The organism is Bradyrhizobium sp. Leo78, from assembly GCF_059512425.1.
On sequence record NZ_JCAMOT010000035.1, the window covers coordinates 46,391 to 67,615 of the forward strand.

The window sequence follows — 21,225 nt, forward strand, 5'->3', positions numbered from 1 at the left end:
CCCGCAAAACTACGGTACTCACGAAAAGGCCGGCTTTTTGCCGGCCTTTTTGCTGCTCTCCTCTTGTGCTGCGCTGCAGGAATGCGCTTTGTTCATCTTTCCTTCAGACAGAAAAGCGCTTCTGCTAAGAGCGGCTACGGCCGGGTGCTTCGCCCGCCCGGAAGAACGGAATCCCCATGCTTGATCTCGCAATCGTTGGTGGCGGCCCCGGCGGGCTGATGAGCGCCTGGTACCTGAAGAGGAAGCTCGGCGACCTCTGCCGCGTCACCATTTACGAGGCGTCGGACCGGCTCGGCGGCAAGATCGTCACGCGCAAATTCGATACCGCACCCGCGACCTACGAGGCCGGCGTCGCCGAGATCTACGATTATTCGATGACCGGCCCGGATCCGCTGCGCGAACTGATCCAGCATTTCGGCCTGCAGACCATCCCGATGGATGCCGAGCAGGTCCAGCTCGACGGCGAGCTCTTGAACGACGTGCGGGGCATGCGCCGCAAATATGGCGCGACGACCGCCGAGGCGATCGAAGCGTTCCGCAAGCGCTGCACCGAGATGATCTCGCCGGTCGAATACTACGAAGGCGTCGGCGCGCATGACAACGAGCATCCCTGGGCCCACAAGACCTGCGAGCAACTCCTCGACGAGGAGGTCGAGGATCCGACCGCCAAGCGCTTCTTCAAGGTGATGGCCCGCTCCGACATCGCGACCGAGAGCCACAACACCAACGGGCTCAATGCGCTGAAGAATTTCGTGATGGATATCGACGGCTATATCGGCCTGTACTCGATCCAGAACGGCAATGAGCAGCTCATCGAATGCCTGCGCTCGGAAGTCGATGCCGACATCCAGCTCAATCACCGGGTGCTGAAAGTCGGCAAGGCCGGCAACGGCCGCTACCGCCTCAACATGATGAACGGGAAAGGGCCGGAGACGCGCGACTTCGACCTCGTGCTGGTCTGCCTGCCGCATTCCTGGCTCGCCACGCTCGGCTGGGACGGCGAGGAGTTGCGCCAGTCGATGGTCAAGCACATCGCCTATTTCGACCGCCCGGCGCACTACCTGCGCGTCTCGATCCTGTTCGACGAGCCGTTCTGGGGCGAGAAGATCCCGGGCTCCTGGTTCATGTCGGAAGCGTTCGGCGGCTGCTGCGTCTACAACGAAGGCTCGCGCCATGATGTCGGCCGGCACGGTGTCCTGAACTGGCTGATCGCGGGCTCGGACGCGCTGGCCTTTGCCAATCTGACCGACCAGGAACTGATCGATGCTGCGTTGAAGTCGCTGCCAGCTTCCCTCGGCAATGCGCGCGAGCATTTCCTCGAGGGCAAGATCCACCGCTGGCTGAGCTCGGTGAACGCGCTGCCCGGCGGCCTGCCGGCGCGCGACGTCATGACCAACCATCGTCCCGAGCCCAAGGAGCATCCCGGCATCGTCGTGGTCGGCGACTATCTGTTCGATTCCACGCTGAACGGCCTGCTCGATTCGTCCGATGCGGCGACCGACATCATCCTGACCGAGATGATCCGGCTGCGCCATGCCCGCGCCCAGGCCGAGCGGCCGCTGTCGGACAAGATCGACCGCGATTATTTCGAGAATTATCGCGGGCAGGGTCCCTACAGCGAGGCGTGGCGCCACTTCACCGATCCCGCGCTGCTGATGGAGATGATCCAGCTCGTCTGGGGCAAGGCGAAGGGTTACAGGCTCTTGGTGGCGGGCTCGGCGAGCGGCGAACTGGTCGGCGCGCTGCGCGAGCGCGGGGTCGATGCCTGGGGTGTCGAGAACAACCGCTTCATCCACGGCAAGACACCGAAGGCGCTGCAGGAGTACAACAAGCTCGGCTCGATCGTCGACCTGCCGTTCGAGGACAACGAATTCGACTTCGTGTTCGAGACCAGCCTCTGCCATCTCGGCGGAAAGCAGGTGGTGCGCGCGGCGCGCGAATTGCATCGCGTGGTCAAGACCGGCCTCGTGTTCGGCTCGGTGACTTCGGACCTCGCGCCCGGCCTGATCGACCGCTACGATCTGTTGCGTGGCGTCAAGAAGCTCGCCACCTGGTGGGAGTGGTCGGAACTGTTCTTCGGCAACGGTTTTGATCTCGCCGCCCACCGTCGCGACTGCACCGAGGCGCTGTGGACCGCGGCGCGCGCCGCCAACAAGGGGCCCGGCCACTGGTACGGCGACTCCGACGCGTTGCGCTATTCGTTCTTCGATAAGGTCGAGGACGAGGATTGACCCAAGGATTGACCTGAAGATTGACCGGTGCACCGGCCGGTTCAATTGCTTTGCCCAATCCTTGCTGATCGCATAGAATCGTTGGCATAGCGCGTATCGCGCTGTCGCGCTCGATTTGCGGTCATGCCGGCCGTGCAGTATCGGTTGGTTTCATGGCATCGAAGCCCCCATCATCTGACGGTCACAATCCGGTTGCGACGGATGAACTCGAGCTGAAAAAGAAGCTCGGGGCGAATGCCGATTCCGCTACGTCCAGGCCCGGCGGCAAGCCTTCGTCGACATCACCGCTTCCCGACGATGATGACGAAGCCGACGCCGAGAACGAAATCGAGCTCGATGACGATGATGAGGACGAGGACCTCGTCGTCTTCACCGCCAAGGAAGCCGCCGGCGCGCTTGCCACGATCTACGGCTTCGTCAAGCCGTATCTGGCCAACTACAAGCGGATGCTGGTCTTCGTCAGCTTCGGCCTCGTGGTCGAGACGTTGTTCAACGTCATCATGCCGCTCAGCCTGAAGTTCCTGATCGACGATGCGCTCGGCGAGGAGGATTTCCAGGCACTCTACAAGATCCTCGGCGTGCTTGCCGCCGCCGGGATCATCACCTCCATCATCGCGGTCTGGTACGAACGCTGGGACGCGCGGCTTGCCGCCTGCATTATCTCCGACGCGCGGACCAAACTGTTCGAGCACGTCCAGAACCTGCCGTCGTCCTATTTCGCCCGCACCAAGCGCGGCGAGATCCTGTCGCGCTTCTCGATCGACCTTTCGGCCTTCGAGGGCTCGGTCAAGAGCTTCGCCAACAGCGCCGCCTTGCCGTTCCTTGAGCTGATCGCCGGCATCATCCTGATGCTGTTCCTGAGCTGGCAGCTCGCCGTGGTCGCACTACTCGTGTTTCCGATCACCCTGATCGGGCCGCGGATCCTGACCCCGAAGGCGGTGCAGGCCAATTACGAGCAGAAGCTGAACGAGGCCGCGCTGCTCGGCACCGTGCAGGAGAATGTCGCAGCCCAGGCCGTGGTGAAGGCGTTCAACCTGCAGCGCCGCGCGCTCGGCTGGTTCACGATGCGCAACAACGACGTGCGGCTGAAGGCAGCTTCCGCCATGTTCCTGTCGACCATGGTGGAGCGCACCGTCACCATCGCGGTGCTGCTGTTGCACCTCGTGGTGCTCGCGATCGGCGCCTATCTCGCCACCAAGGGCCAGATCACCATCGGCACCTTCGTCACCTTCGAAAGCGCATTCTGGGAGGTGTCCTACAACATCGCGCACCTGATGCACTTCATCCCGGTATCGATCCAGTCGGCGGCGGCGGTGCAGCATATGCAGGAACTCCTGGACGAGCCGACGCGCGGCGCCGACCGGCCGGGCGCGCCGGACCTGCCGCGCATCACCAATGACATCACCTTTGAGCGCGTGACGTTCCAGTACGAGGGCAGTCAGGAGCCGGTGCTGGATAATTTCAGCCTCAAGCTCAAGGTTGGTCAGCGTATCGCGATCGTCGGCCCCTCGGGCTCCGGTAAGAGCACGCTGCTCAATCTGATCCTGCGGCTTTACGTGCCGGACGAGGGCCGCGTCACCATCGACGGCGTCGATATCCGCAAGGTGACGCGTGAATCGCTGCGGCGAAGCATGGCGGTCGTGTTCCAGGAGAACATGCTGTTCAACATGTCGATCCGGGAGAACATCCGCCTCGGCAAGGAAGGGGCGAGCGATGAGGAAGTCGTGGACGCCGCGCGCAAGGCCGAGATCCATCGCTTCATCATGAGCCTGCCGCAGAAATACGACACCGTGGTCGGCGAGCGCGGCGACACGCTCTCAGGCGGCCAGCGCCAGCGCATCGCGATCGCGCGTGCCATCATCCGCAATCCGTCCGTGCTGCTGCTCGACGAAGCGACCTCGGCCCTCGACCAGACCACGGAGGCCGCGATCAACAGCACGCTGTTCAGGGTTGCCGCGGGCCGCACCATGATCTGGTCGACGCACCGGCTGACGTCGGTGGTCGACATGGACGAGATCATCGTGATCTCCGGCGGCAAGGCGATCGAGCGCGGCACCCATGCCGAGCTGCTCGCCGCAAACGGCGTCTACCGCAAGCTCTGGGACGATCAGGGCCACGTCGCACACAATGCCGCTGCGCAGGCGGACGACGACGATGAAGACGATGATGAGGACGACGACGAGGAGTGATCCCTCAGCTTGATGTCGCGATCCGGCCTTGCCGGCCGGGGCGAAACGCGCTGGCGGTGGAGTAGCGGACGCCCTGCGCGAAGCGGACCACGAAGCGGCCCCAGCGTCCGGCGCGCCAGGTCAGGCCATGGTCGATCGACAGCGAGCGAAGGTGGTAGGCCTTGGCAAGCGATCGTGCCTCGCAGGCCTGCTTGACCGGATCGTCGTAGAACGCCTGGATCTTCGGCACGTCCATGCCGTCGCTCGAAAGCCACGCCGGGATGTGGACGTTGCACAGCCGCTCGACGTCGGTGAAGACCTTGTCGCTACCGGTGCCGGCGGCTGGGCAGGAGGTCGAGAACGCGTCGCCGACCAGCACGATACCGGGCTGCAGATATCCTTCGGTGACGTAGAGGTCGGCGGGCCTGATCCTGATCGGCCCGGAGACCATGAAGCCGCCGGTCATGCGGGCAAGCCCCGGCATCGTCGCGAGCATGGTGGCTTCCGGCGCCTGCCTGAACTGCTGCAGCCACGGGTCGGTCATGTCGCGGTAGACCATGAGATTGGCGCGCATCGTTCCGCCGATCGGGAACAATGTAAGATAGGCCATGCGCGCGCTCGGCCGGCCCGGCCAATAGGTCAGTGCCGGAAAATCGAACGCCGCGCGGCCGACCGGCACGACGTCGAAGCCAAGCGTGATCGAATGGCACGCGCTGATGATGCGGCGCTGCATGCCGAGCGTGTGGCGCAGGCCGGTGTTCAGGCCGTTGGCGAGCACGATGAGCCGTGCCGAGATCTCCTCATTGTTCGACAGCACGATCTTCTGCCGCTCGGCGCTGTTTGAAACAGCGTAGGCCTTGGCATGGATGATCTCGACATCACCTGGAATCTGCGCGCGTATGGTGTTGACCAGCGTATCATAGAGGATGCCGTGCTGATCGCTGGGCTTCTTGGCGACGACGTAGCCGAACCGCGCCTCCCACACCTGGCCGTCCAGCGTCGTGGCGCGCAGCGTCTCTTCGGCAAGGCCGGTCCTGCGCAACAGCTCGAGTTGATCTCCGCCGAGCTTCTCGCAGCGCAGCTCAGGCGGATAGCTCAGATGCGGGTCGATCAGGCACGCCGAGATGCCCGCGCGTCCGAGCATCGCCGCGGCGGTCGAACCGGCGAGCCCGCCGCCGATGATGGCAACATCCGTGTAGCGCATGCGTCTTGCCTCTGATCGCAAGGCTCCATGCATGGCCGAGAATCGCAAAGGAACCCTGAACTGGTGCTTCACAATCCAGTCAGTCCCGCGTCCGCTTAATTGAAAAGCAATGTCCCGCAAACACGATGGCGCGCGGTCGAAGAGTGCGGATTTCCATGATCTCGGTAACGATTGATTCACCCAGGCTGGACATCGCCCCGCAATGGGACGAGCTGGTGCGGCGTGCGTCGTCGAACGTGTTCATGAATCCGGCCGCGCTTGCGGCGGCCGTTGCGACCGACTTTGCCAGGATCCGCGTGCTGCTGGCCTGGGAGCAGGGCGCTTCGCAGCGGAGGCTCGTAGGCATCTGGGCGCTACAGGTGCGGCAGGCCGTGCGATTGTGGCCAAAGGTGTCGGAAGCGCTGCCCTACACTTATGCTTTTCTCTCCAGCCCGGTCGTCGATCCGGCCTTCGCCGATCAGGTCATTCCCGCGTTCCTCGCCGCCATCGAACAAGACCCGCTGCTGCCCGATGTCCTCAGCCTCACGTCGTTCGACGGGGAGTGCCCGAGCTACGCGGCCATGTCAAAATGGTTGGCCGCGCGCGGCATCGAGCCGTTGATCGTTGCAACGAGCAGCCGGCCTTTCGTGACGAAGGAATTCGGCGTGAAGCGTAGCGGCTCGACGCGCAAAAAGCTGCGTCAGGACTGGAATAGGCTGTCGGCGCTTGGCGCCGTCGATGTCGTCAACGACCGGTCGCCCGGCGCGGTCCGCCAGGCGTTCGAGACGTTTCTGGCGATGGAAAAGGCAAGTTGGAAGGGTGAGCGGGGCACGGCAGTGTTATCGGATGCCCGCGATGCCGCCTTCACCAGGCAGTTGGTGCACAATCTGGCCGACCGCCAAGCCTGCTCCGTCGCCTTGCTGCAGGTCAACGGCGAGGTCGCGGCTGCGCAGGTGCTGATGTATGGCGGCGCGGCCGCCTACACTTGGAAGACCGCATACGATGCCCAGTTCGCGCGATATTCACCCGGGCATCTCCTCGTCGACAAGGTGACCGATCAGCTGTTCGCGCAGCCCGAGATCGAGGCGATCAATTCCTGCGCCGCCGAAGACAGCTTCATGGCGCAGCTATGGGCCGGCCGCCGCACCATGCTCGACATGCTCATCGATGTCAGTGGAACGAAGTCGCTGGGCTACCGGATGGAGGCGGGCCGGCTGCTCGGCTACCATTTTCTGCGGCGTCTGCGGGACCGCCTGCGGCAGCGTCGTCGGACATCCTCCGCCAAGGCGCCGCAGGGCACCGCGAGCAAGCCGGAAAAGGAAGCGGGCGCCGCGCTGCGCGCGCCAGCAAAGGCTGGGGTCCGTCGACACCAGGCGGAAGTCGAGGGCCTTGGCCATTGACCAGGCGTTGCAAGCCTTCTTGGCAAGACGGAATCGTTACTCGTCAGAACACATCCAGTGTCATGACCATTCCGCCGATCTTTTCGAGACGGGCAAAATAGGCTGCGGGCTCGAGGAGCTGATAGGGAAAGTAGAGGCCAGGGGGAGTTGCCGGATTGCCGTCGAGTCCGACGAGCCGTTCGAGAACCATGGCGACGCCTAGCCCCGTCAGCGGCATCTGTCCCTCAGGATGGACAATCGCATGACGGGTGCGGAGCGGTCGGCCCGCTTGATCCTCACCGGCAAGTTCGATGACGATCTCGGTCGACATCGGCTCTCCTCGGCGGCGAGTGGAGCTCACTCCAATCGCGAGACTGAATTGAACGTTTGGCGCGCCGGTCGCGGTCGCCAGGCCGACAACGTCATAGGGGGACAGTGCGGAGGCCTCCATCAGGGTGCCGTCGACGGCGCGGAACTTGGCCTTGGCATCGCCGCCAACGCGCCAGAGGTAGGCGCCGTCCCGACGAGCAAGCGCCGCCGGCATGGTCTTCGTTTGGCGCTCCAGGTCGGCGGCTGCCGCCGGACCGAAGGCATCCTGCTCATCGAGCAGCGCGCCGATAGCGATGTCGTGGACCCGACCGAACGCCTTGGCGAATTCGAGCGTGGGGACCGTCGTCGCGCCCACGAGCCATTCCGTGCCCAGAACGACCGGCGCGGCGTCCGGGTCGTGGATGTAGGCCGCTACTTCGGGGCCCATCTCGATAATGCCTGGAGAAATGCTGATGTGCGGCACGCTGCGTGACTGAGCGAAACGGAGCCCGGCGATCCTTTCGTCCGTAAAAAGGACGGCGACGGCGCTGACCGGGCGCTCAACGAGTCCAAGGCCATCAACGGCCAGGTCGAGCACCACACCCTCCGCACCGCCAATTTCGGTCGCGGCTTTCTTGGCCTTGGCGAGATCGCGGCCGCCGATCAGTAGCGGCTGATCGGGATGGGCGGCGCGCAGGAATCGGGCCGTCCAGCGGCCGACAATGCCGGAGCCGCCGATCAGGAGAATGGGAGCTGGCGACATTGCGGTGCCTCTCAATCCTAGCGAACATAACCTAACGTCGGTAAGTTACCATTAGTAAGTTACTGATGGTAGGTTCTGCAAGGGGGAGATCCGGACCGTGAAACACTCTTTGAGACCGAAAGCGCATAAGGCGCTTTCCGGTCGGCTCTCGAAGGCGGATCGACGGCGCCAGTTGCTCGATACGGCCCTCGTCATTATCCGCGAGGAAGGGGCCGATCGGCTGACACTGGGACACCTGGCCGCTCGTGCCGGAGTCTCCAAGCCAATCCCGTACGAACACTTCGGCACACGATCGGGGTTGTTGATCGAACTCTACAAGTCGCTCGACAGGGAGCAGGCGAATGCCCTGCGTGAAGCGTTAAGAAGCGTTCAGCGGAACTTGGGGGATACTGCCGACGTCCTCGCGACCGCCTATATCCACTGTTCGGCAGATACGAGTGGCGAATGGCACGCGGTGGGCGCGGCGCTGTCGGGCAGCGGGGAAATGGGCGCGGTGCACCAGGAGCTGATCGATGGGTACGTCCAGCTGTTCGTATCGGCGCTTGAGCCGCACAGCACGTTGCCGCCCGATGAACTGCAACGGCGCTGTGTCGGCCTTGTCGGGGCGGGCGAAGCGCTCTCGGTCATGATGATCGGTGGTCATTGCAGCGAGGAGGAAGCTGCTGAAGCATTTTCCTCGCTGATTCGAGGCGGACTTTGCGCACCCTCGCCGAAACCGTAACGCGATCGGGGTGAAGCTTTTTTTGACTTGTCGCGGCAGCGCGAGCGGCAGACCTTGGGCGACGTGGATATCAACGCACGCGCCTTGGTTGGATCGCAAGCTGCATCGGTCCGCGCGAATCGCTCGATCGGTGCGCCGTCGCCAGCTTCTCGAAGCGGAAATCTGGCGGACAGACATCCTGCAAATCGACCGGGATGGTCGAATGCCGGCCGGCCAAGCATGGCGGCTGCCGTGGAGTTGGCCACTCGCTGCCGATGATCGCAAGGCGGTACAGGGCAGGGGCTAAGCGCGTTCTTTGCGCCCGAAATGGCAAACAAGGCTTATTTTGCGCGAATCTTTGGTTGAGAGCCGCCTAAAAGCTGCTTCAGGCTATTTATGTCCGGATAAAATAGTCGGCCGACTCGCTCGGAAAGTGGGGCAGTAGACTTTGCGATTTTCACTCGCGCTGAGCGCGCGAAAGTGCCAAATCCATATGCAGCAGAGGCGTTTCTCGTATTGTCGTTTTGCTTGACTTCACTATCTACCGCTTATACAAGGCGCGAACTTAACGACAGGCGGTGAGCTACGCCAGCGTCGGAACGGAACACCCTATCAGACCTACTGGACTGAGGCGGGCACCAACCTCGACGAATGCCGCTCAAACGCTGTCGATGATAGCTAGGCAATGCCAGGGCGATTTTTGTTCTCTTGAGCGCGTTCTCTTGAGAGTGAACTCGGACGCATGACCTCGGTTTTCAGCCGGACAGCGAGAGCTGATCGGTCGTGATCGCGGTCCTCTGTGGCGTCAAGCGCTTTCCGCTCAGCAATGAGTGGTAGGCGCGATTTCGTTTTGCGCGAACGGTTTTCGTGTGAGGCGGCCGGACGGGCGGTTCGTTCCCGTGAAGAATTTGCGGAGCCAGTGAGGTTCCGCGCGAACTTGAAGGGTGAAGGCTGACATGCCGACGATCAACCAGCTGATCGCAAAACCACGGGAAGTGCAGAAGTCGCGCAAGAAGGTGCCGGCGCTGCAGCAGTCGCCGCAGAAGCGCGGCGTGTGCACGCGCGTCTACACGACGACCCCGAAGAAGCCGAACTCGGCGCTTCGTAAGGTCGCCAAGGTGCGTCTGACCAATGGGTTCGAGGTGATCGGTTACATCCCGGGTGAGGGCCATAACCTTCAGGAGCACTCGGTGGTCATGATCCGCGGCGGCCGCGTCAAGGACTTGCCGGGCGTGCGCTATCACATCCTCCGCGGCGTGCTGGATACCCAGGGCGTCAAGAACCGTAAGCAGCGTCGTTCGAAGTACGGCGCCAAGCGTCCGAAATAAGCGGGAACAGGTAAGATGTCGCGTCGTCACTCTGCAGAAAAGCGTGAAGTGCTTCCGGACCCGAAGTTCGGGAACATCATCATCACCAAGTTCATGAACTCGGTCATGTACGCCGGCAAGAAGTCGGTCGCCGAGAACATCGTCTATGGCGCGCTCACCATGATCGAGGCCAAGACCAAGCAGAACCCGCTCGGCGTGTTCGAGCAGGCGCTTGAGAACGTCATGCCGACCATCGAGGTGCGTTCCCGCCGGGTCGGTGGTGCGACCTATCAGGTGCCGGTGGAAGTCCGCTCGGTGCGCCGGCAGGCGCTCGGCATCCGCTGGCTGATTTCGGCCGCGCGTGAGCGTAACGAGAAGACCATGACGGAGCGGCTCTCGGCGGAGCTGCTTGATGCGTCGAACAATCGGGGGAACGCCGTCAAGAAGCGTGAAGACGTGCACCGGATGGCGGAAGCCAACCGCGCCTTCTCGCACTATCGCTGGTAAGGCGAACAACGGAATTTAAGGAACAGCCCCATGCCCCGCCAACATGCCATCGAGGACTATCGCAACTTCGGTATCATGGCGCATATCGACGCCGGCAAGACCACGACGACCGAGCGCATCCTCTATTATACCGGCAAGAGCCACAAGATCGGCGAAGTGCACGAAGGTGCCGCGACGATGGACTGGATGGAGCAGGAGCAGGAGCGTGGCATCACCATCACCTCGGCTGCGACCACCGCGTTCTGGAACGGCAAGCGCCTGAACATCATCGACACTCCCGGCCACGTCGACTTCACCATTGAAGTTGAGCGCAGCTTGCGTGTGCTCGACGGCGCCGTGTGCGTGCTCGATTCCAACCAGGGCGTCGAGCCGCAGACCGAAACCGTCTGGCGCCAGGGTGACAAGTACAAGGTTCCGCGCATCGTCTTCGCCAACAAGATGGACAAGACCGGTGCCGACTTCTTCAAGTGCCTGTCCGACATCGTCGACCGCCTCGGCGCCAAGCCGATTGCAATCCAGCTCCCGATCGGCGCCGAGAACAACTTCAAGGGTCTCGTCGACCTCGTGAAGATGAAGGGCGTCATCTGGAACGACGAGTCGCTTGGCGCCAAGTTCGACTATGTCGACATTCCGGCGGATCTCGCCGACCAGGCCAAGGAATACCGCGAGAAGATGGTGGAAGCCGCCGTCGAGCTCGATGACGACGCCATGGCTGCCTATCTCGACGGCAAGGAGCCGGACGAGGCGACGCTGAAGCGGCTGATCCGCAAGGCCGTGCTGACTGGTGCGTTCTATCCGGTGCTGTGTGGCTCCGCGTTCAAGAACAAGGGTGTGCAGCCGCTGCTCGACGCCGTCGTCGACTATCTGCCGTCGCCGCTCGACGTGCCCGCGATCAAGGGCACCGACGACAAGGGCAACGAGGTCGTTCGCAAGGCTGACGACAAGGAGCCGCTGGCGCTGCTCGCGTTCAAGATCATGGACGACCCGTTTGTCGGCACCATCACCTTCTGCCGCATCTATTCGGGCATCCTGCAGAGCGGCACCGGCGTGATCAACTCGACCCGCGAGAAGAAGGAGCGGATCGGGCGCATGCTGTTGATGCATGCGAACAACCGTGAGGACATCAAGGAAGCCTATGCCGGCGACATCGTCGCGCTGGCGGGCCTCAAGGAAGCGCGCACCGGCGACACGCTGTGCGATCCGAACCACCCGGTGATCCTGGAAAAGATGGAGTTCCCGGATCCGGTGATCGAGATCGCGATCGAGCCGAAGTCGAAGGCCGACCAGGAAAAGCTCGGTGTCGCGCTCGCGAAGCTCGCGGCGGAAGATCCGTCGTTCCGGGTGACGACCGACCACGAGTCCGGCCAGACTATCCTGAAGGGCATGGGCGAACTGCATCTCGACATCAAGGTCGACATCCTGAAGCGCACCTACAAGGTCGATGCCAATATTGGCGCGCCGCAGGTGGCGTTCCGTGAGCGCGTGACCAAGCGGGTCGAGCACAGCTACACCCACAAGAAGCAGACCGGCGGCACCGGCCAGTTCGCGGCCGTGACGCTGATCGTCGAGCCGAACGAGGCCGGCAAGGGCTACGAGTTCGAATCGAAGATCGTCGGTGGTGCGGTGCCGAAGGAATACATCCCCGGCGTCGAGAAGGGCCTCGAGAGCGTGCTGGGCTCGGGCGTGGTCGCCGGCTTCCCGGTGGTCGACGTCAAGGTGCAGCTGATCGACGGCAAGTATCACGACGTCGACTCGTCGGCTCTGGCCTTCGAAATCGCAACGCGGGCCTGTTTCCGCGAGGCGCTGCAGATGGGCAAGTCCGTCCTGCTCGAGCCGATCATGAAGGTCGAGGTGGTGACGCCGGAAGACTACACCGGTTCCGTCATCGGCGACCTGAACTCCCGGCGCGGCCAGATACAGGGCCAAGACATGCGCGGCAACGCCAACGTCATCAATGCGATGGTGCCGCTCATGAACATGTTCGGTTACGTGAACAATCTGCGCTCGATGAGCCAGGGTCGCGCAACCTTCACCATGCAGTTCGATCACTATGCCGAAGCGCCGGCGAACGTGTCGGCTGAAGTCCAGAAGAAGTTTGCCTGATTATCGTTGGTTGGCAGCTAACGATTGAACGGAGAGTCAAATGGCCAAAGCAAAATTTGAGCGTAACAAACCGCACTGCAACATCGGCACCATCGGTCACGTCGACCATGGCAAGACCTCGCTGACCGCCGCGATCACCAAGATCCTGGCGGAAACCGGCGGTGCGACGTTCACCGCCTACGACCAGATCGACAAGGCGCCGGAAGAGAAGGCGCGCGGCATCACGATCTCGACCGCTCACGTCGAGTACGAGACCCAGAATCGCCACTACGCCCACGTCGACTGCCCCGGCCACGCCGACTACGTGAAGAACATGATCACCGGCGCCGCTCAGATGGACGGTGCGATCCTCGTCGTGTCGGCTGCCGACGGCCCGATGCCGCAGACCCGCGAGCACATCCTGCTCGCCCGCCAGGTCGGCGTTCCCGCGCTCGTCGTGTTCCTCAACAAGTGCGACATGGTCGACGATCCGGAGCTGCTCGAGCTCGTCGAGCTCGAAGTGCGCGAGCTGCTCTCGAAGTACGACTTCCCCGGCGACAAGATCCCGATCGTCAAGGGGTCGGCGCTGGCCGCTCTGGAAGACAGCGACAAGAAGCTCGGCCATGACGCGGTTCTTGAACTGATGCGCAATGTCGACGAGTACATTCCGCAGCCGGAGCGTCCGATCGACCAGCCGTTCCTGATGCCGGTCGAAGACGTGTTCTCGATCTCGGGCCGCGGCACCGTGGTGACCGGCCGTGTCGAGCGCGGCATCGTCAAGGTCGGCGACGAAATCGAGATCGTCGGTCTGCGCGACACTCAGAAGACCACCGTCACCGGCGTCGAAATGTTCCGCAAGCTGCTCGATCAGGGCCAGGCGGGCGACAACATCGGTGCGCTGCTCCGCGGTACCAAGCGTGAGGAAGTGGAGCGTGGTCAGGTGCTGTGCAAGCCGGGTTCGGTCAAGCCGCACACCAAGTTCAAGGCTGAGGCGTACATCCTCACCAAGGAAGAGGGCGGCCGTCACACCCCGTTCTTCACCAACTACCGCCCGCAGTTCTACTTCCGCACCACCGACGTGACCGGTGTCGTGCATCTGCCTGAGGGCACCGAGATGGTGATGCCTGGCGACAACATTGCGATGGAAGTGCACCTGATCGTGCCGATCGCGATGGAGGAGAAGCTGCGCTTCGCGATCCGCGAAGGCGGCCGCACTGTCGGCGCCGGCGTCGTCGCCTCGATCCTCGAGTAAGAAGCGAACAGGGAATGGCGAGTGGCGAATAGGAGTTTCTATTCGCTACTCGCTACTCGCCACTCACCAAAGAAAGTACGGCAATGAACGGCCAGAATATCCGCATCCGTCTCAAGGCGTTCGACCATCGTATCCTCGATACGTCGACCCGCGAGATCGTGAACACGGCGAAACGTACCGGTGCCCAGGTTCGCGGTCCCATTCCGCTGCCGACCCGCATCGAGAAGTTCACCGTCAACCGTTCGCCGCACGTCGACAAGAAGAGCCGCGAACAGTTCGAGATGCGCACCCACAAGCGCCTTCTCGACATTGTCGATCCGACCCCGCAGACCGTCGATGCTCTCATGAAGCTCGATCTGGCCGCCGGTGTCGACGTCGAGATCAAGCTCTAAGTTTTTTGGATTGAAGTCCGCGCGAGCGGACGAAAGAGAACAGGAACCACGCCGATGCGCTCCGGAGTGATCGCACAAAAGGTCGGGATGACGCGGGTCTTCACAGAGGCCGGCGAGCATATCCCCGTGACCGTGCTGAAGCTCGGCAACTGCCAGGTGCTGGGCCACCGCACCACTGAAACGAACGGTTATGTCGCGCTGCAGCTCGGCTCGGGCTCGCGCAAGACCGTCTACATGCCGAAGGCCGAGCGCGGCCAGTTCGCCGTCGCCAAGGTCGAGCCGAAGCGCAAGGTCGCGGAATTCCGCGTTTCTGAGGATGCGCTGATCCCGGTCGGCGCCGAGATCCAAGCCGATCACTTCGTGGTCGGTCAGTTCGTCGACGTGACCGGCACCTCGATCGGTAAGGGCTTTGCCGGCGGCATGAAGCGCTGGAATTTCGGCGGTCTGCGCGCCACCCACGGCGTGTCGATCTCGCACCGTTCGATCGGTTCGACCGGTGGCCGTCAGGATCCCGGCAAGACCTGGAAGAACAAGAAGATGCCCGGCCACATGGGTGTCGATCGCATCACCACGCTCAACCTTCGCGTCGTCCAGACCGATGTCGAGCGTGGCCTGATCCTGGTCGAAGGCGCCGTTCCCGGCTCCAAGGGCGGCTGGATCAGGGTGCGCGACGCCATCAAGAAGCCGCTGCCGAAGGAAGCTCCGAAGCCCGGCAAGTTCAAGGTTGCGGGCGAGCAGGCTGCCGAGGCGCCGGCCGAGCAGGAGGGTGCGTGAGATGGAACTGAAAGTCACCACCCTGGAGGGCAAGGAAGCTGGCTCGGTCCAGCTTTCCGACGCCATTTTCGGCCTCGAGCCGCGCGCGGACATCATTCAGCGCTGCGTGCAGTGGCAGCTCAACAAGCGCCAGGCGGGCACGCACAAGGCCAAGGGGCGCGCCGAGATCTGGCGCACCGGCAAGAAGATGTACAAGCAGAAGGGCACTGGCGGTGCCCGTCACGGCTCGGCGCGCGTGCCGCAGTTCCGTGGCGGCGGCCGCGCCTTCGGTCCGGTGGTTCGCTCGCATGCGACCGACCTGCCGAAGAAGGTGCGTGCGCTGGCGCTCAAGCATGCTCTGTCGGCCAAGGCCAAGGACGGCGGCCTGGTCGTGCTCGACAGCGCTGATATCAAGGAAGCCAAGACCAAGGCGCTGGTCGGTCACTTCTCCGGCCTCGGGCTGACCAATGCGCTGATCATCGACGGCGCCGAGCTCAACAACGGTTTCGCGGCCGCGGCCCGCAACATTCCGAATATCGACGTGCTGCCGATCCAGGGCATCAACGTCTACGACATCCTGCGGCGCCAGAAGCTGGTCCTGACCAAGGCGGCCGTCGATGCGCTGGAGGCGCGCTTCAAATGAAGAATATCGATCCGCGCCACTACGACGTCATCGTCGCGCCCGTTGTGACCGAAAAGGCGACGCTCGCCTCGGAGCACAACAAGGTGCTGTTCAAGGTCGCTTCCAAGGCCACCAAGCCGCAGATCAAGGAAGCGGTCGAGAAGCTCTTCGACGTCAAGGTCAAGAGCGTGAACACGCTGGTGCGCAAGGGCAAGACCAAGGTGTTCCGCGGCAATTTCGGCTCGCAGTCGGACACCAAGCGCGCGATCGTGACCCTGGAAGAGGGCCACCGCATCGACGTGACTACCGGACTATAAGGGCGTAACGACGATGGCATTGAAAACTTATAATCCAACGACGCCGGGCCAGCGCCAGCTGGTGATGGTCGATCGTTCGGCGCTCTACAAGGGCAAGCCGGTCAAGGCGCTCACCGAGGGTAAGCAGTCGAACGGTGGCCGCAACAACACCGGGCGCATCACCGTGCGCTTCCGTGGCGGTGGCCACAAGAAGGCCTATCGCAATGTCGACTTCCGCCGCGACAAGGTGGACGTGCCGGCGATCGTCGAGCGGCTGGAATACGACCCGAACCGCACCGCCTTCATCGCACTGATCAAGTATCAGGACGGCGAGCAGGCCTACATCCTGGCGCCGCAGCGGCTCGCCGCGGGCGACACGGTCGTGGCCGGCAGCTATGTCGACGTCAAGCCGGGCAATGTGATGCCGCTCGGCAACATGCCGGTCGGCACCATCGTCCACAACATCGAGCTGAAGATCGGCAAGGGCGGACAGCTTGCGCGCTCCGCCGGCACCTATGCCCAGATCGTCGGCCGTGACCAGGACTACGTCATCATCCGCCTGAACTCGGGCGAACAGCGCCTGGTGCACGGCCGTTGCCGCGGCGCCATTGGCGCGGTGTCGAATCCGGATCACATGAACATCTCGATCGGCAAGGCCGGTCGTACCCGCTGGCTCGGCTGGCGCCCGCACAACCGCGGTGTCGTCATGAACCCGATCGACCATCCACATGGCGGCGGTGAAGGCCGCACCTCGGGCGGCCGCCACCCGGTGACCCCGTGGGGCAAGCCGACCAAGGGCAAGAAGACGCGGTCGAACAAGTCGACCAACAAATTCATTCTCCTAAGCCGCCACAAGCGGAAGAAGTAAGGAACGCCGGACATGGTTCGTTCAGTCTGGAAAGGCCCGTTCGTCGAGGCATCGCTGCTCAAGAAGGCAGATGCTGCACGCGCGTCCGGCCGTCACGACGTCATCAAGATCTGGAGTCGCCGCTCGACCATCCTGCCGCAGTTCGTGGGCCTGACCTTCGGCGTCTACAACGGTCAGAAGCACGTGCCGGTTTCGGTGAACGAGGAAATGGTGGGTCACAAGTTCGGCGAGTTCTCGCCGACCCGTACCTTCCATGGCCACTCTGGCGACAAGAAAGCCAAGAGGGCTTGAGGATTAAGCGATGAGCAAACCAAAGCGCGAACGTGTCCTCGCGGACAATGAGGCCAAGGCCGTCGCCCGGATGCTGCGCGTCAGCCCGCAGAAGCTCAACCTGGTGGCGCAGATGATCCGTGGCCGCAAGGCATCGGCCGCACTTGCCGACCTGCAGTTCTCGCGCAAGCGGATCGCGGTCGACGTCAAGAAGTGCCTGGAATCGGCGATTGCCAATGCCGAGAACAACCATGACCTCGAGGTCGACGATCTCGTCGTCGCAGAGGCGCATGTCGGCAACGGCCTCGTCATGAAGCGTTTTGCCCCGCGCGGCCGTGGCCGTTCGGGCCGTGTCTACAAACCGTTCTCGCATCTCACGATCGTGGTTCGTGAGGTCGAGGCCGAGGCGAGCGCTTAAGAGAAGCGCGGGAGAACAAGATGGGTCAAAAGATCAATCCGATCGGGCTGCGTCTCGGCATCAACCGGACCTGGGATTCGCGTTGGTTCGCCGGCAAGGCCGAATACGGCAAGCTGCTGCACGAGGACGTCAAGATCCGCGAGATCCTGCACAAGGAGCTCAAGCAGGCGGCGGTGGCGCGCATCGTGATCGAGCGCCCGCACAAGAAGTGCCGGGTGACGATCCACTCGGCGCGTCCGGGCGTCGTGATCGGCAAGAAGGGCGCGGACATCGACAAGCTGCGCAAGAAGGTCGCCGACATCACGGCTTCCGACGTCGTCATCAACATCGTCGAGATCCGCAAGCCGGAGCTCGATGCGACGCTGGTCGCCGAATCGATCGCGCAGCAGCTCGAGCGCCGCGTTGCGTTCCGCCGCGCCATGAAGCGCGCGGTGCAGTCGGCGATGCGTCTCGGCGCCGAAGGCATCCGCATCAACTGCTCGGGTCGGCTCGGCGGCGCTGAAATCGCGCGCATGGAATGGTACCGCGAGGGCCGGGTGCCGCTGCACACGCTGCGCGCCGACGTCGACTACGGCGTTGCCACCGCATTCACCACCTTCGGCACCTGCGGCGTCAAGGTCTGGATCTTCAAGGGCGAGATCCTCGAGCACGATCCGATGGCCCAGGACAAGCGGATGGCCGAGGGCGACAGCAGCCCGCGGTCGCGCCGCGACGCCGCCTAACGGCAAATGAGAGTTTGAGGGCTTAACGCCATGATGCAACCAAAGAAAACGAAGTTCCGGAAGGCGCATAAGGGCCGGATCCACGGCGTTGCGACTTCGGGCGCGACGTTGTCCTTCGGCCAGTTCGGCCTGAAGGCGCTCGAGCCGGAGCGCGTCACTGCGCGCCAGATCGAGGCCGCCCGCCGCGCGCTGACCCGCCACATGAAGCGCGCCGGCCGCGTCTGGATCCGCGTGTTCCCTGATTTGCCGGTGTCGAAGAAGCCCGCCGAAGTGCGCATGGGCTCGGGCAAGGGCGCGCCGGAATTGTGGGTGGCCCGCGTCAAGCCCGGTCGTGTGCTGTTCGAGATCGACGGCGTCACCAACCAGGTCGCGCGCGAGGCGCTGACCTTGGCCGCCGCCAAGCTGCCGATCAAGACGCGCTTCGTCGCGCGCATCGCGGAGTAACCGAGATGGCCCAGATGAAAGTCGAGGATATCCGCGCGATGAGCGAGGACCAGAGGGAGGACGCGATCCTCAATCTGAAGAAGGAGCGGTTCAACCTGCGCTTCCAGCGCGCCACCGGTCAGCTCGAGAACACCTCGCGGCTGAAGGAAGCGCGCCGCGACATCGCCCGTATCAAGACCATCGCCGCGCAGCAGCGCGCGAAGAAGAAGTAAGAGGCCGGACATGCCGAAACGTACGCTGCAGGGCGTGGTCGTCAGCGACAAGCAAGCCAAGACGGTGGTGGTGCGCGTCGATCGCCGCTTCACCCATCCGATCTACAAGAAGACGATCCGCCGTTCGAAGAACTATCACGCGCACGACGAGAGCGACCAGTTCAAGCCGGGCGACACGGTGTGGATCGAGGAAAGCAAGCCAATCTCGAAGTTGAAGCGCTGGATCGTGATCCGGGGCGAGCAGAAGCAAACGGCCTGACGCACATCCGGCTTCGAAGCCGGAGAATGTCAGGAAAATTTTGAGCGCGAGTGAAGCGCAGAAAGAGGACGAGGTGCATCAATGATTCAGATGCAGACCAACCTCGACGTGGCCGATAATTCAGGCGCACGCCGTGTCATGTGTATCAAGGTGCTTGGAGGCTCCAAGCGCCGCTATGCCACCGTGGGCGACATTATCGTTGTGTCGATCAAGGAAGCCATTCCGCGTGGCAAGGTGAAGAAGGGCGACGTCATGAAGGCGGTCGTGGTGCGGGTCCGCAAGGACATCCGCCGCCCCGACGGCTCCGTCATCCGCTTCGACCGCAATGCCGCCGTGCTGGTCAACAACCAGTCCGAGCCGGTCGGCACCCGTATCTTCGGGCCGGTGCCGCGCGAGCTGCGCGCCAAGAACCACATGAAGATCATCTCGCTTGCGCCGGAGGTGCTGTGATGGCTGCCAAGATCCGCAAGGGTGACAGGGTCATCGTGCTGACCGGCCGCGACAAGGGCCGCACCGGCGAAGTGTTCGAGGTGCGTCCGGCGGAAAACACCGCGCTGGTGCGCGGCGTCAACATGGTGAAGCGTCACCAGAAGCAGACCCAGAACCAGGAGGGCGGCATCATCTCCAAGGAGGCGCCGGTCCACCTCTCCAACGTCGCGTATGTCGGCAAGGACGGAAAGCCGACCCGCATCGGGTTCAAGATTCAGGCTGATGGCAAGAAGGTTCGCATTGCCAAGAGCTCGGGAGCAGAGATCGATGGCTGAGACCGCTTATGTGCCGCGCTTGCGCACGGAATACGACAGGAACATTCGCGGCCTGCTGACCGAGAAGTTCGGCTACGAGAACGCGATGCAGGTGCCGCGGCTGGACAAGGTCGTGCTCAACATGGGCGTCGGCGATTCCGTCAACGACCGCAAGAAGGCCGAGACCGCTGCCGCCGAGCTGACGCAGATCGCCGGCCAGAAGGCGATCGTGACTTATTCGCGGGTTGCCATCGCGACCTTCAAGCTGCGCGAGAACCAGCCGATCGGCTGCAAGGTCACGCTGCGCAAGGCCCGCATGTACGAGTTCATCGATCGCCTGGTCACCGTCGCGCTGCCGCGCGTGCGCGACTTCCGCGGGCTGAACCCGAAGAGCTTCGATGGCCGCGGCAACTATTCGCTCGGCATTAAGGAGCACATCATTTTCCCCGAGATCGACTTCGACAAGGTCTCGGAAGCGCGGGGCATGGACATCACCGTGTGTACCACGGCCAAGACCGACGACGAGGCTCGCGCCTTGTTGACCGCTTTCAATTTCCCGTTCCGGCAGTGAGACGCTGACGAACAGCCTCTCAAACGCGGAAACGTAAGGAGCCACGCATGGCAAAGAAGAGTGCAGTCGAGAAGAACAACCGGCGCAAGCGGATGGCCAAGAACGCCGCCGCCAGCCGCGCCCGGTTGAAGGCGATCATCGCCGACAAGACCAAGCCGATGGAAGAGCGTTTCGCGGCGACCCTGAAGCTTGCGGAAATGCCGCGCAACTCGTCGCCGACCCGGATCCGCAACCGTTGCGAGCTCACGGGCCGTCCGCGCTCGAACTATCGCAAGAACAAGCTGTCCCGCATCGCGCTGCGCGAGCTCGGCTCCAAGGGCCTGATCCCGGGCCTCGTGAAGTCGAGCTGGTAAGGAGGGTCGGAAGATGTCAACGCACGATCCGATCTCAGATCTCATCACCCGCATCCGCAACGCGCAGATGCGCTCGAAGTCCAAGGTCACGACCCCGGGCTCGAAGATGCGCCAGAACGTGCTCGAGGTGCTGAAGGCGGAAGGCTATATCCGCGGCTACGCCAGCGTCGAGCATTCGTCCGGCCGCAGCGAGCTCGAGATCGAATTGAAGTATTTCGACGGCGAGCCGGTCATCCGCGAGATCGAGCGCGTGTCGAAGCCGGGCCGCCGGGTCTACACGTCGGTGAAGAACCTGCCGCGCGTGAACAACGGTCTCGGCATCTCCGTTTTGTCGACGCCGAAGGGAATCATGGCTGACCACGAAGCGCGCGACGCGAATGTGGGCGGCGAAGTTCTCTTCACGGTGTTCTGAGGAAGGATT

The 21,225-nt window shown here is 63.1% G+C and carries 26 protein-coding genes; 24 read left to right on the top strand and 2 right to left on the bottom strand.

All coding sequences use genetic code 11. The features are described from left to right. Window positions 1-176 precede the first annotated feature (176 nt). Both AC5ZG1_RS32775 and AC5ZG1_RS32780 read left to right on the top strand, forming a co-directional pair. Window positions 177-2,231 (top strand): FAD-dependent oxidoreductase, encoded by a 2,055-nt coding sequence (locus tag AC5ZG1_RS32775; protein ID WP_496135306.1) that lies wholly within the window; start codon window positions 177-179, stop codon window positions 2,229-2,231. Window positions 2,232-2,383: 152 nt separating this feature from the next. Then, window positions 2,384-4,420 (top strand): ABC transporter ATP-binding protein, encoded by a 2,037-nt coding sequence (locus tag AC5ZG1_RS32780; protein WP_496135307.1) that lies wholly within the window; start codon window positions 2,384-2,386, stop codon window positions 4,418-4,420. 4 nt (window positions 4,421-4,424) lie between these two features. Here the strand turns inward: AC5ZG1_RS32780 and AC5ZG1_RS32785 are convergent, their stop codons facing one another. Then, window positions 4,425-5,603 carry an FAD-dependent oxidoreductase gene (locus tag AC5ZG1_RS32785; RefSeq protein ID WP_496135308.1) on the bottom strand — a complete coding sequence of 393 codons (1,179 nt, stop codon included), beginning with the start codon at window positions 5,601-5,603 and terminating at the stop codon, window positions 4,425-4,427. A 155-nt stretch (window positions 5,604-5,758) separates the two neighbouring features. On the opposite strand from AC5ZG1_RS32785, the gene AC5ZG1_RS32790 reads away from it, so the two are divergent. Continuing rightward, window positions 5,759-6,982: a GNAT family N-acetyltransferase gene (locus tag AC5ZG1_RS32790; protein ID WP_496135309.1), complete on the top strand. Its 1,224-nt coding sequence runs from the start codon at window positions 5,759-5,761 to the stop codon at window positions 6,980-6,982. Window positions 6,983-7,025: 43 nt separating this feature from the next. Here AC5ZG1_RS32790 and AC5ZG1_RS32795 read toward each other — a convergent pair whose 3' ends face one another. Further along, window positions 7,026-8,033, bottom strand: a complete 1,008-nt coding sequence (locus AC5ZG1_RS32795; RefSeq protein WP_456644962.1) for an NAD(P)-dependent oxidoreductase — start codon at window positions 8,031-8,033, stop codon at window positions 7,026-7,028. 97 nt (window positions 8,034-8,130) lie between these two features. Between AC5ZG1_RS32795 and AC5ZG1_RS32800 the strand changes: the two genes are divergently transcribed. From AC5ZG1_RS32800 to rpsH, 21 genes are all read left to right on the top strand, one after another. Continuing rightward, window positions 8,131-8,754, top strand: coding sequence for a TetR/AcrR family transcriptional regulator (locus tag AC5ZG1_RS32800; protein ID WP_496135310.1), 624 nt, complete (start codon window positions 8,131-8,133; stop codon window positions 8,752-8,754). 935 nt (window positions 8,755-9,689) lie between these two features. Then, window positions 9,690-10,061, top strand: coding sequence for a 30S ribosomal protein S12 (gene rpsL, locus AC5ZG1_RS32805; RefSeq protein ID WP_028168167.1), 372 nt, complete (start codon window positions 9,690-9,692; stop codon window positions 10,059-10,061). Between the two features lie 15 nt (window positions 10,062-10,076). Then, window positions 10,077-10,547, top strand: a complete 471-nt coding sequence (gene rpsG / locus AC5ZG1_RS32810; protein WP_028168166.1) for a 30S ribosomal protein S7 — start codon at window positions 10,077-10,079, stop codon at window positions 10,545-10,547. Between the two features lie 30 nt (window positions 10,548-10,577). After that, window positions 10,578-12,650: an elongation factor G gene (gene fusA / locus AC5ZG1_RS32815; RefSeq protein ID WP_028168165.1), complete on the top strand. Its 2,073-nt coding sequence runs from the start codon at window positions 10,578-10,580 to the stop codon at window positions 12,648-12,650. 40 nt (window positions 12,651-12,690) lie between these two features. Further along, complete coding sequence (gene tuf, locus AC5ZG1_RS32820; RefSeq protein ID WP_028168164.1) at window positions 12,691-13,881, top strand: elongation factor Tu; 1,191 nt, start codon at window positions 12,691-12,693, stop codon at window positions 13,879-13,881. A gap of 83 nt (window positions 13,882-13,964) precedes the next feature. Then, on the top strand, window positions 13,965-14,273 hold the full coding sequence (gene rpsJ, locus AC5ZG1_RS32825; protein ID WP_002712302.1) for a 30S ribosomal protein S10: 309 nt from the start codon (window positions 13,965-13,967) through the stop codon (window positions 14,271-14,273). Between the two features lie 54 nt (window positions 14,274-14,327). Continuing rightward, entirely contained in the window at window positions 14,328-15,047 is a 720-nt protein-coding gene (gene rplC, locus AC5ZG1_RS32830; RefSeq protein WP_130225562.1) for a 50S ribosomal protein L3, read from the top strand. A 1-nt stretch (window position 15,048) separates the two neighbouring features. Continuing rightward, window positions 15,049-15,669, top strand: coding sequence for a 50S ribosomal protein L4 (gene rplD / locus AC5ZG1_RS32835; RefSeq protein WP_028168162.1), 621 nt, complete (start codon window positions 15,049-15,051; stop codon window positions 15,667-15,669). After that, window positions 15,666-15,965 (top strand): 50S ribosomal protein L23, encoded by a 300-nt coding sequence (locus AC5ZG1_RS32840; protein ID WP_028168161.1) that lies wholly within the window; start codon window positions 15,666-15,668, stop codon window positions 15,963-15,965. Before rplD ends, AC5ZG1_RS32840 begins: the two co-directional genes overlap by 4 nt. A 13-nt stretch (window positions 15,966-15,978) precedes the next feature. Continuing rightward, window positions 15,979-16,812 carry a 50S ribosomal protein L2 gene (gene rplB, locus AC5ZG1_RS32845; protein ID WP_028168160.1) on the top strand — a complete coding sequence of 278 codons (834 nt, stop codon included), beginning with the start codon at window positions 15,979-15,981 and terminating at the stop codon, window positions 16,810-16,812. 12 nt (window positions 16,813-16,824) lie between these two features. Beyond that, window positions 16,825-17,103: a 30S ribosomal protein S19 gene (gene rpsS, locus AC5ZG1_RS32850; protein WP_027583256.1), complete on the top strand. Its 279-nt coding sequence runs from the start codon at window positions 16,825-16,827 to the stop codon at window positions 17,101-17,103. A 10-nt stretch (window positions 17,104-17,113) separates the two neighbouring features. Further along, window positions 17,114-17,500, top strand: coding sequence for a 50S ribosomal protein L22 (gene rplV / locus AC5ZG1_RS32855; RefSeq protein WP_028168159.1), 387 nt, complete (start codon window positions 17,114-17,116; stop codon window positions 17,498-17,500). 20 nt (window positions 17,501-17,520) lie between these two features. Next, on the top strand, window positions 17,521-18,222 hold the full coding sequence (rpsC, locus tag AC5ZG1_RS32860; protein WP_028168158.1) for a 30S ribosomal protein S3: 702 nt from the start codon (window positions 17,521-17,523) through the stop codon (window positions 18,220-18,222). Between the two features lie 30 nt (window positions 18,223-18,252). Then, a complete protein-coding gene (rplP, locus tag AC5ZG1_RS32865; RefSeq protein WP_028168157.1) occupies window positions 18,253-18,666 on the top strand; it encodes a 50S ribosomal protein L16 in 414 nt (137 codons plus the stop codon). A gap of 5 nt (window positions 18,667-18,671) precedes the next feature. Continuing rightward, window positions 18,672-18,878 (top strand): 50S ribosomal protein L29, encoded by a 207-nt coding sequence (gene rpmC, locus AC5ZG1_RS32870; RefSeq protein WP_028168156.1) that lies wholly within the window; start codon window positions 18,672-18,674, stop codon window positions 18,876-18,878. 10 nt (window positions 18,879-18,888) lie between these two features. Then, window positions 18,889-19,137: a 30S ribosomal protein S17 gene (gene rpsQ, locus AC5ZG1_RS32875; protein ID WP_027583261.1), complete on the top strand. Its 249-nt coding sequence runs from the start codon at window positions 18,889-18,891 to the stop codon at window positions 19,135-19,137. 81 nt (window positions 19,138-19,218) lie between these two features. Further along, window positions 19,219-19,587 carry a 50S ribosomal protein L14 gene (rplN, locus tag AC5ZG1_RS32880; protein WP_028168155.1) on the top strand — a complete coding sequence of 123 codons (369 nt, stop codon included), beginning with the start codon at window positions 19,219-19,221 and terminating at the stop codon, window positions 19,585-19,587. After that, window positions 19,587-19,901 carry a 50S ribosomal protein L24 gene (gene rplX, locus AC5ZG1_RS32885; protein WP_028168154.1) on the top strand — a complete coding sequence of 105 codons (315 nt, stop codon included), beginning with the start codon at window positions 19,587-19,589 and terminating at the stop codon, window positions 19,899-19,901. The genes rplN and rplX overlap by 1 nt, the downstream gene beginning before the upstream one ends. Beyond that, complete coding sequence (gene rplE, locus AC5ZG1_RS32890; protein ID WP_028168153.1) at window positions 19,894-20,451, top strand: 50S ribosomal protein L5; 558 nt, start codon at window positions 19,894-19,896, stop codon at window positions 20,449-20,451. Before rplX ends, rplE begins: the two co-directional genes overlap by 8 nt. A gap of 47 nt (window positions 20,452-20,498) precedes the next feature. Beyond that, window positions 20,499-20,804, top strand: a complete 306-nt coding sequence (rpsN, locus tag AC5ZG1_RS32895; RefSeq protein WP_028168152.1) for a 30S ribosomal protein S14 — start codon at window positions 20,499-20,501, stop codon at window positions 20,802-20,804. Between the two features lie 13 nt (window positions 20,805-20,817). Continuing rightward, window positions 20,818-21,216 (top strand): 30S ribosomal protein S8, encoded by a 399-nt coding sequence (gene rpsH, locus AC5ZG1_RS32900; protein ID WP_028168151.1) that lies wholly within the window; start codon window positions 20,818-20,820, stop codon window positions 21,214-21,216. Window positions 21,217-21,225 lie beyond the last annotated feature (9 nt).

Coding starts and splice junctions, on each gene's coding strand:
- rpmC (WP_028168156.1), top strand. CDS start 18,672: ATGGCCCAGATGAAAGTCGAGGATATCCGCGCGATGAGCGAGGACCAG.
- rplC (WP_130225562.1), top strand. CDS start 14,328: ATGCGCTCCGGAGTGATCGCACAAAAGGTCGGGATGACGCGGGTCTTC.
- AC5ZG1_RS32790 (WP_496135309.1), top strand. CDS start 5,759: ATGATCTCGGTAACGATTGATTCACCCAGGCTGGACATCGCCCCGCAA.
- rplD (WP_028168162.1), top strand. CDS start 15,049: ATGGAACTGAAAGTCACCACCCTGGAGGGCAAGGAAGCTGGCTCGGTC.
- rpsJ (WP_002712302.1), top strand. CDS start 13,965: ATGAACGGCCAGAATATCCGCATCCGTCTCAAGGCGTTCGACCATCGT.
- tuf (WP_028168164.1), top strand. CDS start 12,691: ATGGCCAAAGCAAAATTTGAGCGTAACAAACCGCACTGCAACATCGGC.
- rpsL (WP_028168167.1), top strand. CDS start 9,690: ATGCCGACGATCAACCAGCTGATCGCAAAACCACGGGAAGTGCAGAAG.
- AC5ZG1_RS32795 (WP_456644962.1), bottom strand. CDS start 8,033: ATGTCGCCAGCTCCCATTCTCCTGATCGGCGGCTCCGGCATTGTCGGC.
- rplV (WP_028168159.1), top strand. CDS start 17,114: ATGAGCAAACCAAAGCGCGAACGTGTCCTCGCGGACAATGAGGCCAAG.
- AC5ZG1_RS32785 (WP_496135308.1), bottom strand. CDS start 5,603: ATGCGCTACACGGATGTTGCCATCATCGGCGGCGGGCTCGCCGGTTCG.
- rpsH (WP_028168151.1), top strand. CDS start 20,818: ATGTCAACGCACGATCCGATCTCAGATCTCATCACCCGCATCCGCAAC.
- rpsQ (WP_027583261.1), top strand. CDS start 18,889: ATGCCGAAACGTACGCTGCAGGGCGTGGTCGTCAGCGACAAGCAAGCC.
- rpsG (WP_028168166.1), top strand. CDS start 10,077: ATGTCGCGTCGTCACTCTGCAGAAAAGCGTGAAGTGCTTCCGGACCCG.
- rpsC (WP_028168158.1), top strand. CDS start 17,521: ATGGGTCAAAAGATCAATCCGATCGGGCTGCGTCTCGGCATCAACCGG.
- rplX (WP_028168154.1), top strand. CDS start 19,587: ATGGCTGCCAAGATCCGCAAGGGTGACAGGGTCATCGTGCTGACCGGC.
- rpsS (WP_027583256.1), top strand. CDS start 16,825: ATGGTTCGTTCAGTCTGGAAAGGCCCGTTCGTCGAGGCATCGCTGCTC.
- rplE (WP_028168153.1), top strand. CDS start 19,894: ATGGCTGAGACCGCTTATGTGCCGCGCTTGCGCACGGAATACGACAGG.
- fusA (WP_028168165.1), top strand. CDS start 10,578: ATGCCCCGCCAACATGCCATCGAGGACTATCGCAACTTCGGTATCATG.
- AC5ZG1_RS32775 (WP_496135306.1), top strand. CDS start 177: ATGCTTGATCTCGCAATCGTTGGTGGCGGCCCCGGCGGGCTGATGAGC.
- rplN (WP_028168155.1), top strand. CDS start 19,219: ATGATTCAGATGCAGACCAACCTCGACGTGGCCGATAATTCAGGCGCA.
- AC5ZG1_RS32780 (WP_496135307.1), top strand. CDS start 2,384: ATGGCATCGAAGCCCCCATCATCTGACGGTCACAATCCGGTTGCGACG.
- rplB (WP_028168160.1), top strand. CDS start 15,979: ATGGCATTGAAAACTTATAATCCAACGACGCCGGGCCAGCGCCAGCTG.
- rpsN (WP_028168152.1), top strand. CDS start 20,499: ATGGCAAAGAAGAGTGCAGTCGAGAAGAACAACCGGCGCAAGCGGATG.
- AC5ZG1_RS32840 (WP_028168161.1), top strand. CDS start 15,666: ATGAAGAATATCGATCCGCGCCACTACGACGTCATCGTCGCGCCCGTT.
- rplP (WP_028168157.1), top strand. CDS start 18,253: ATGATGCAACCAAAGAAAACGAAGTTCCGGAAGGCGCATAAGGGCCGG.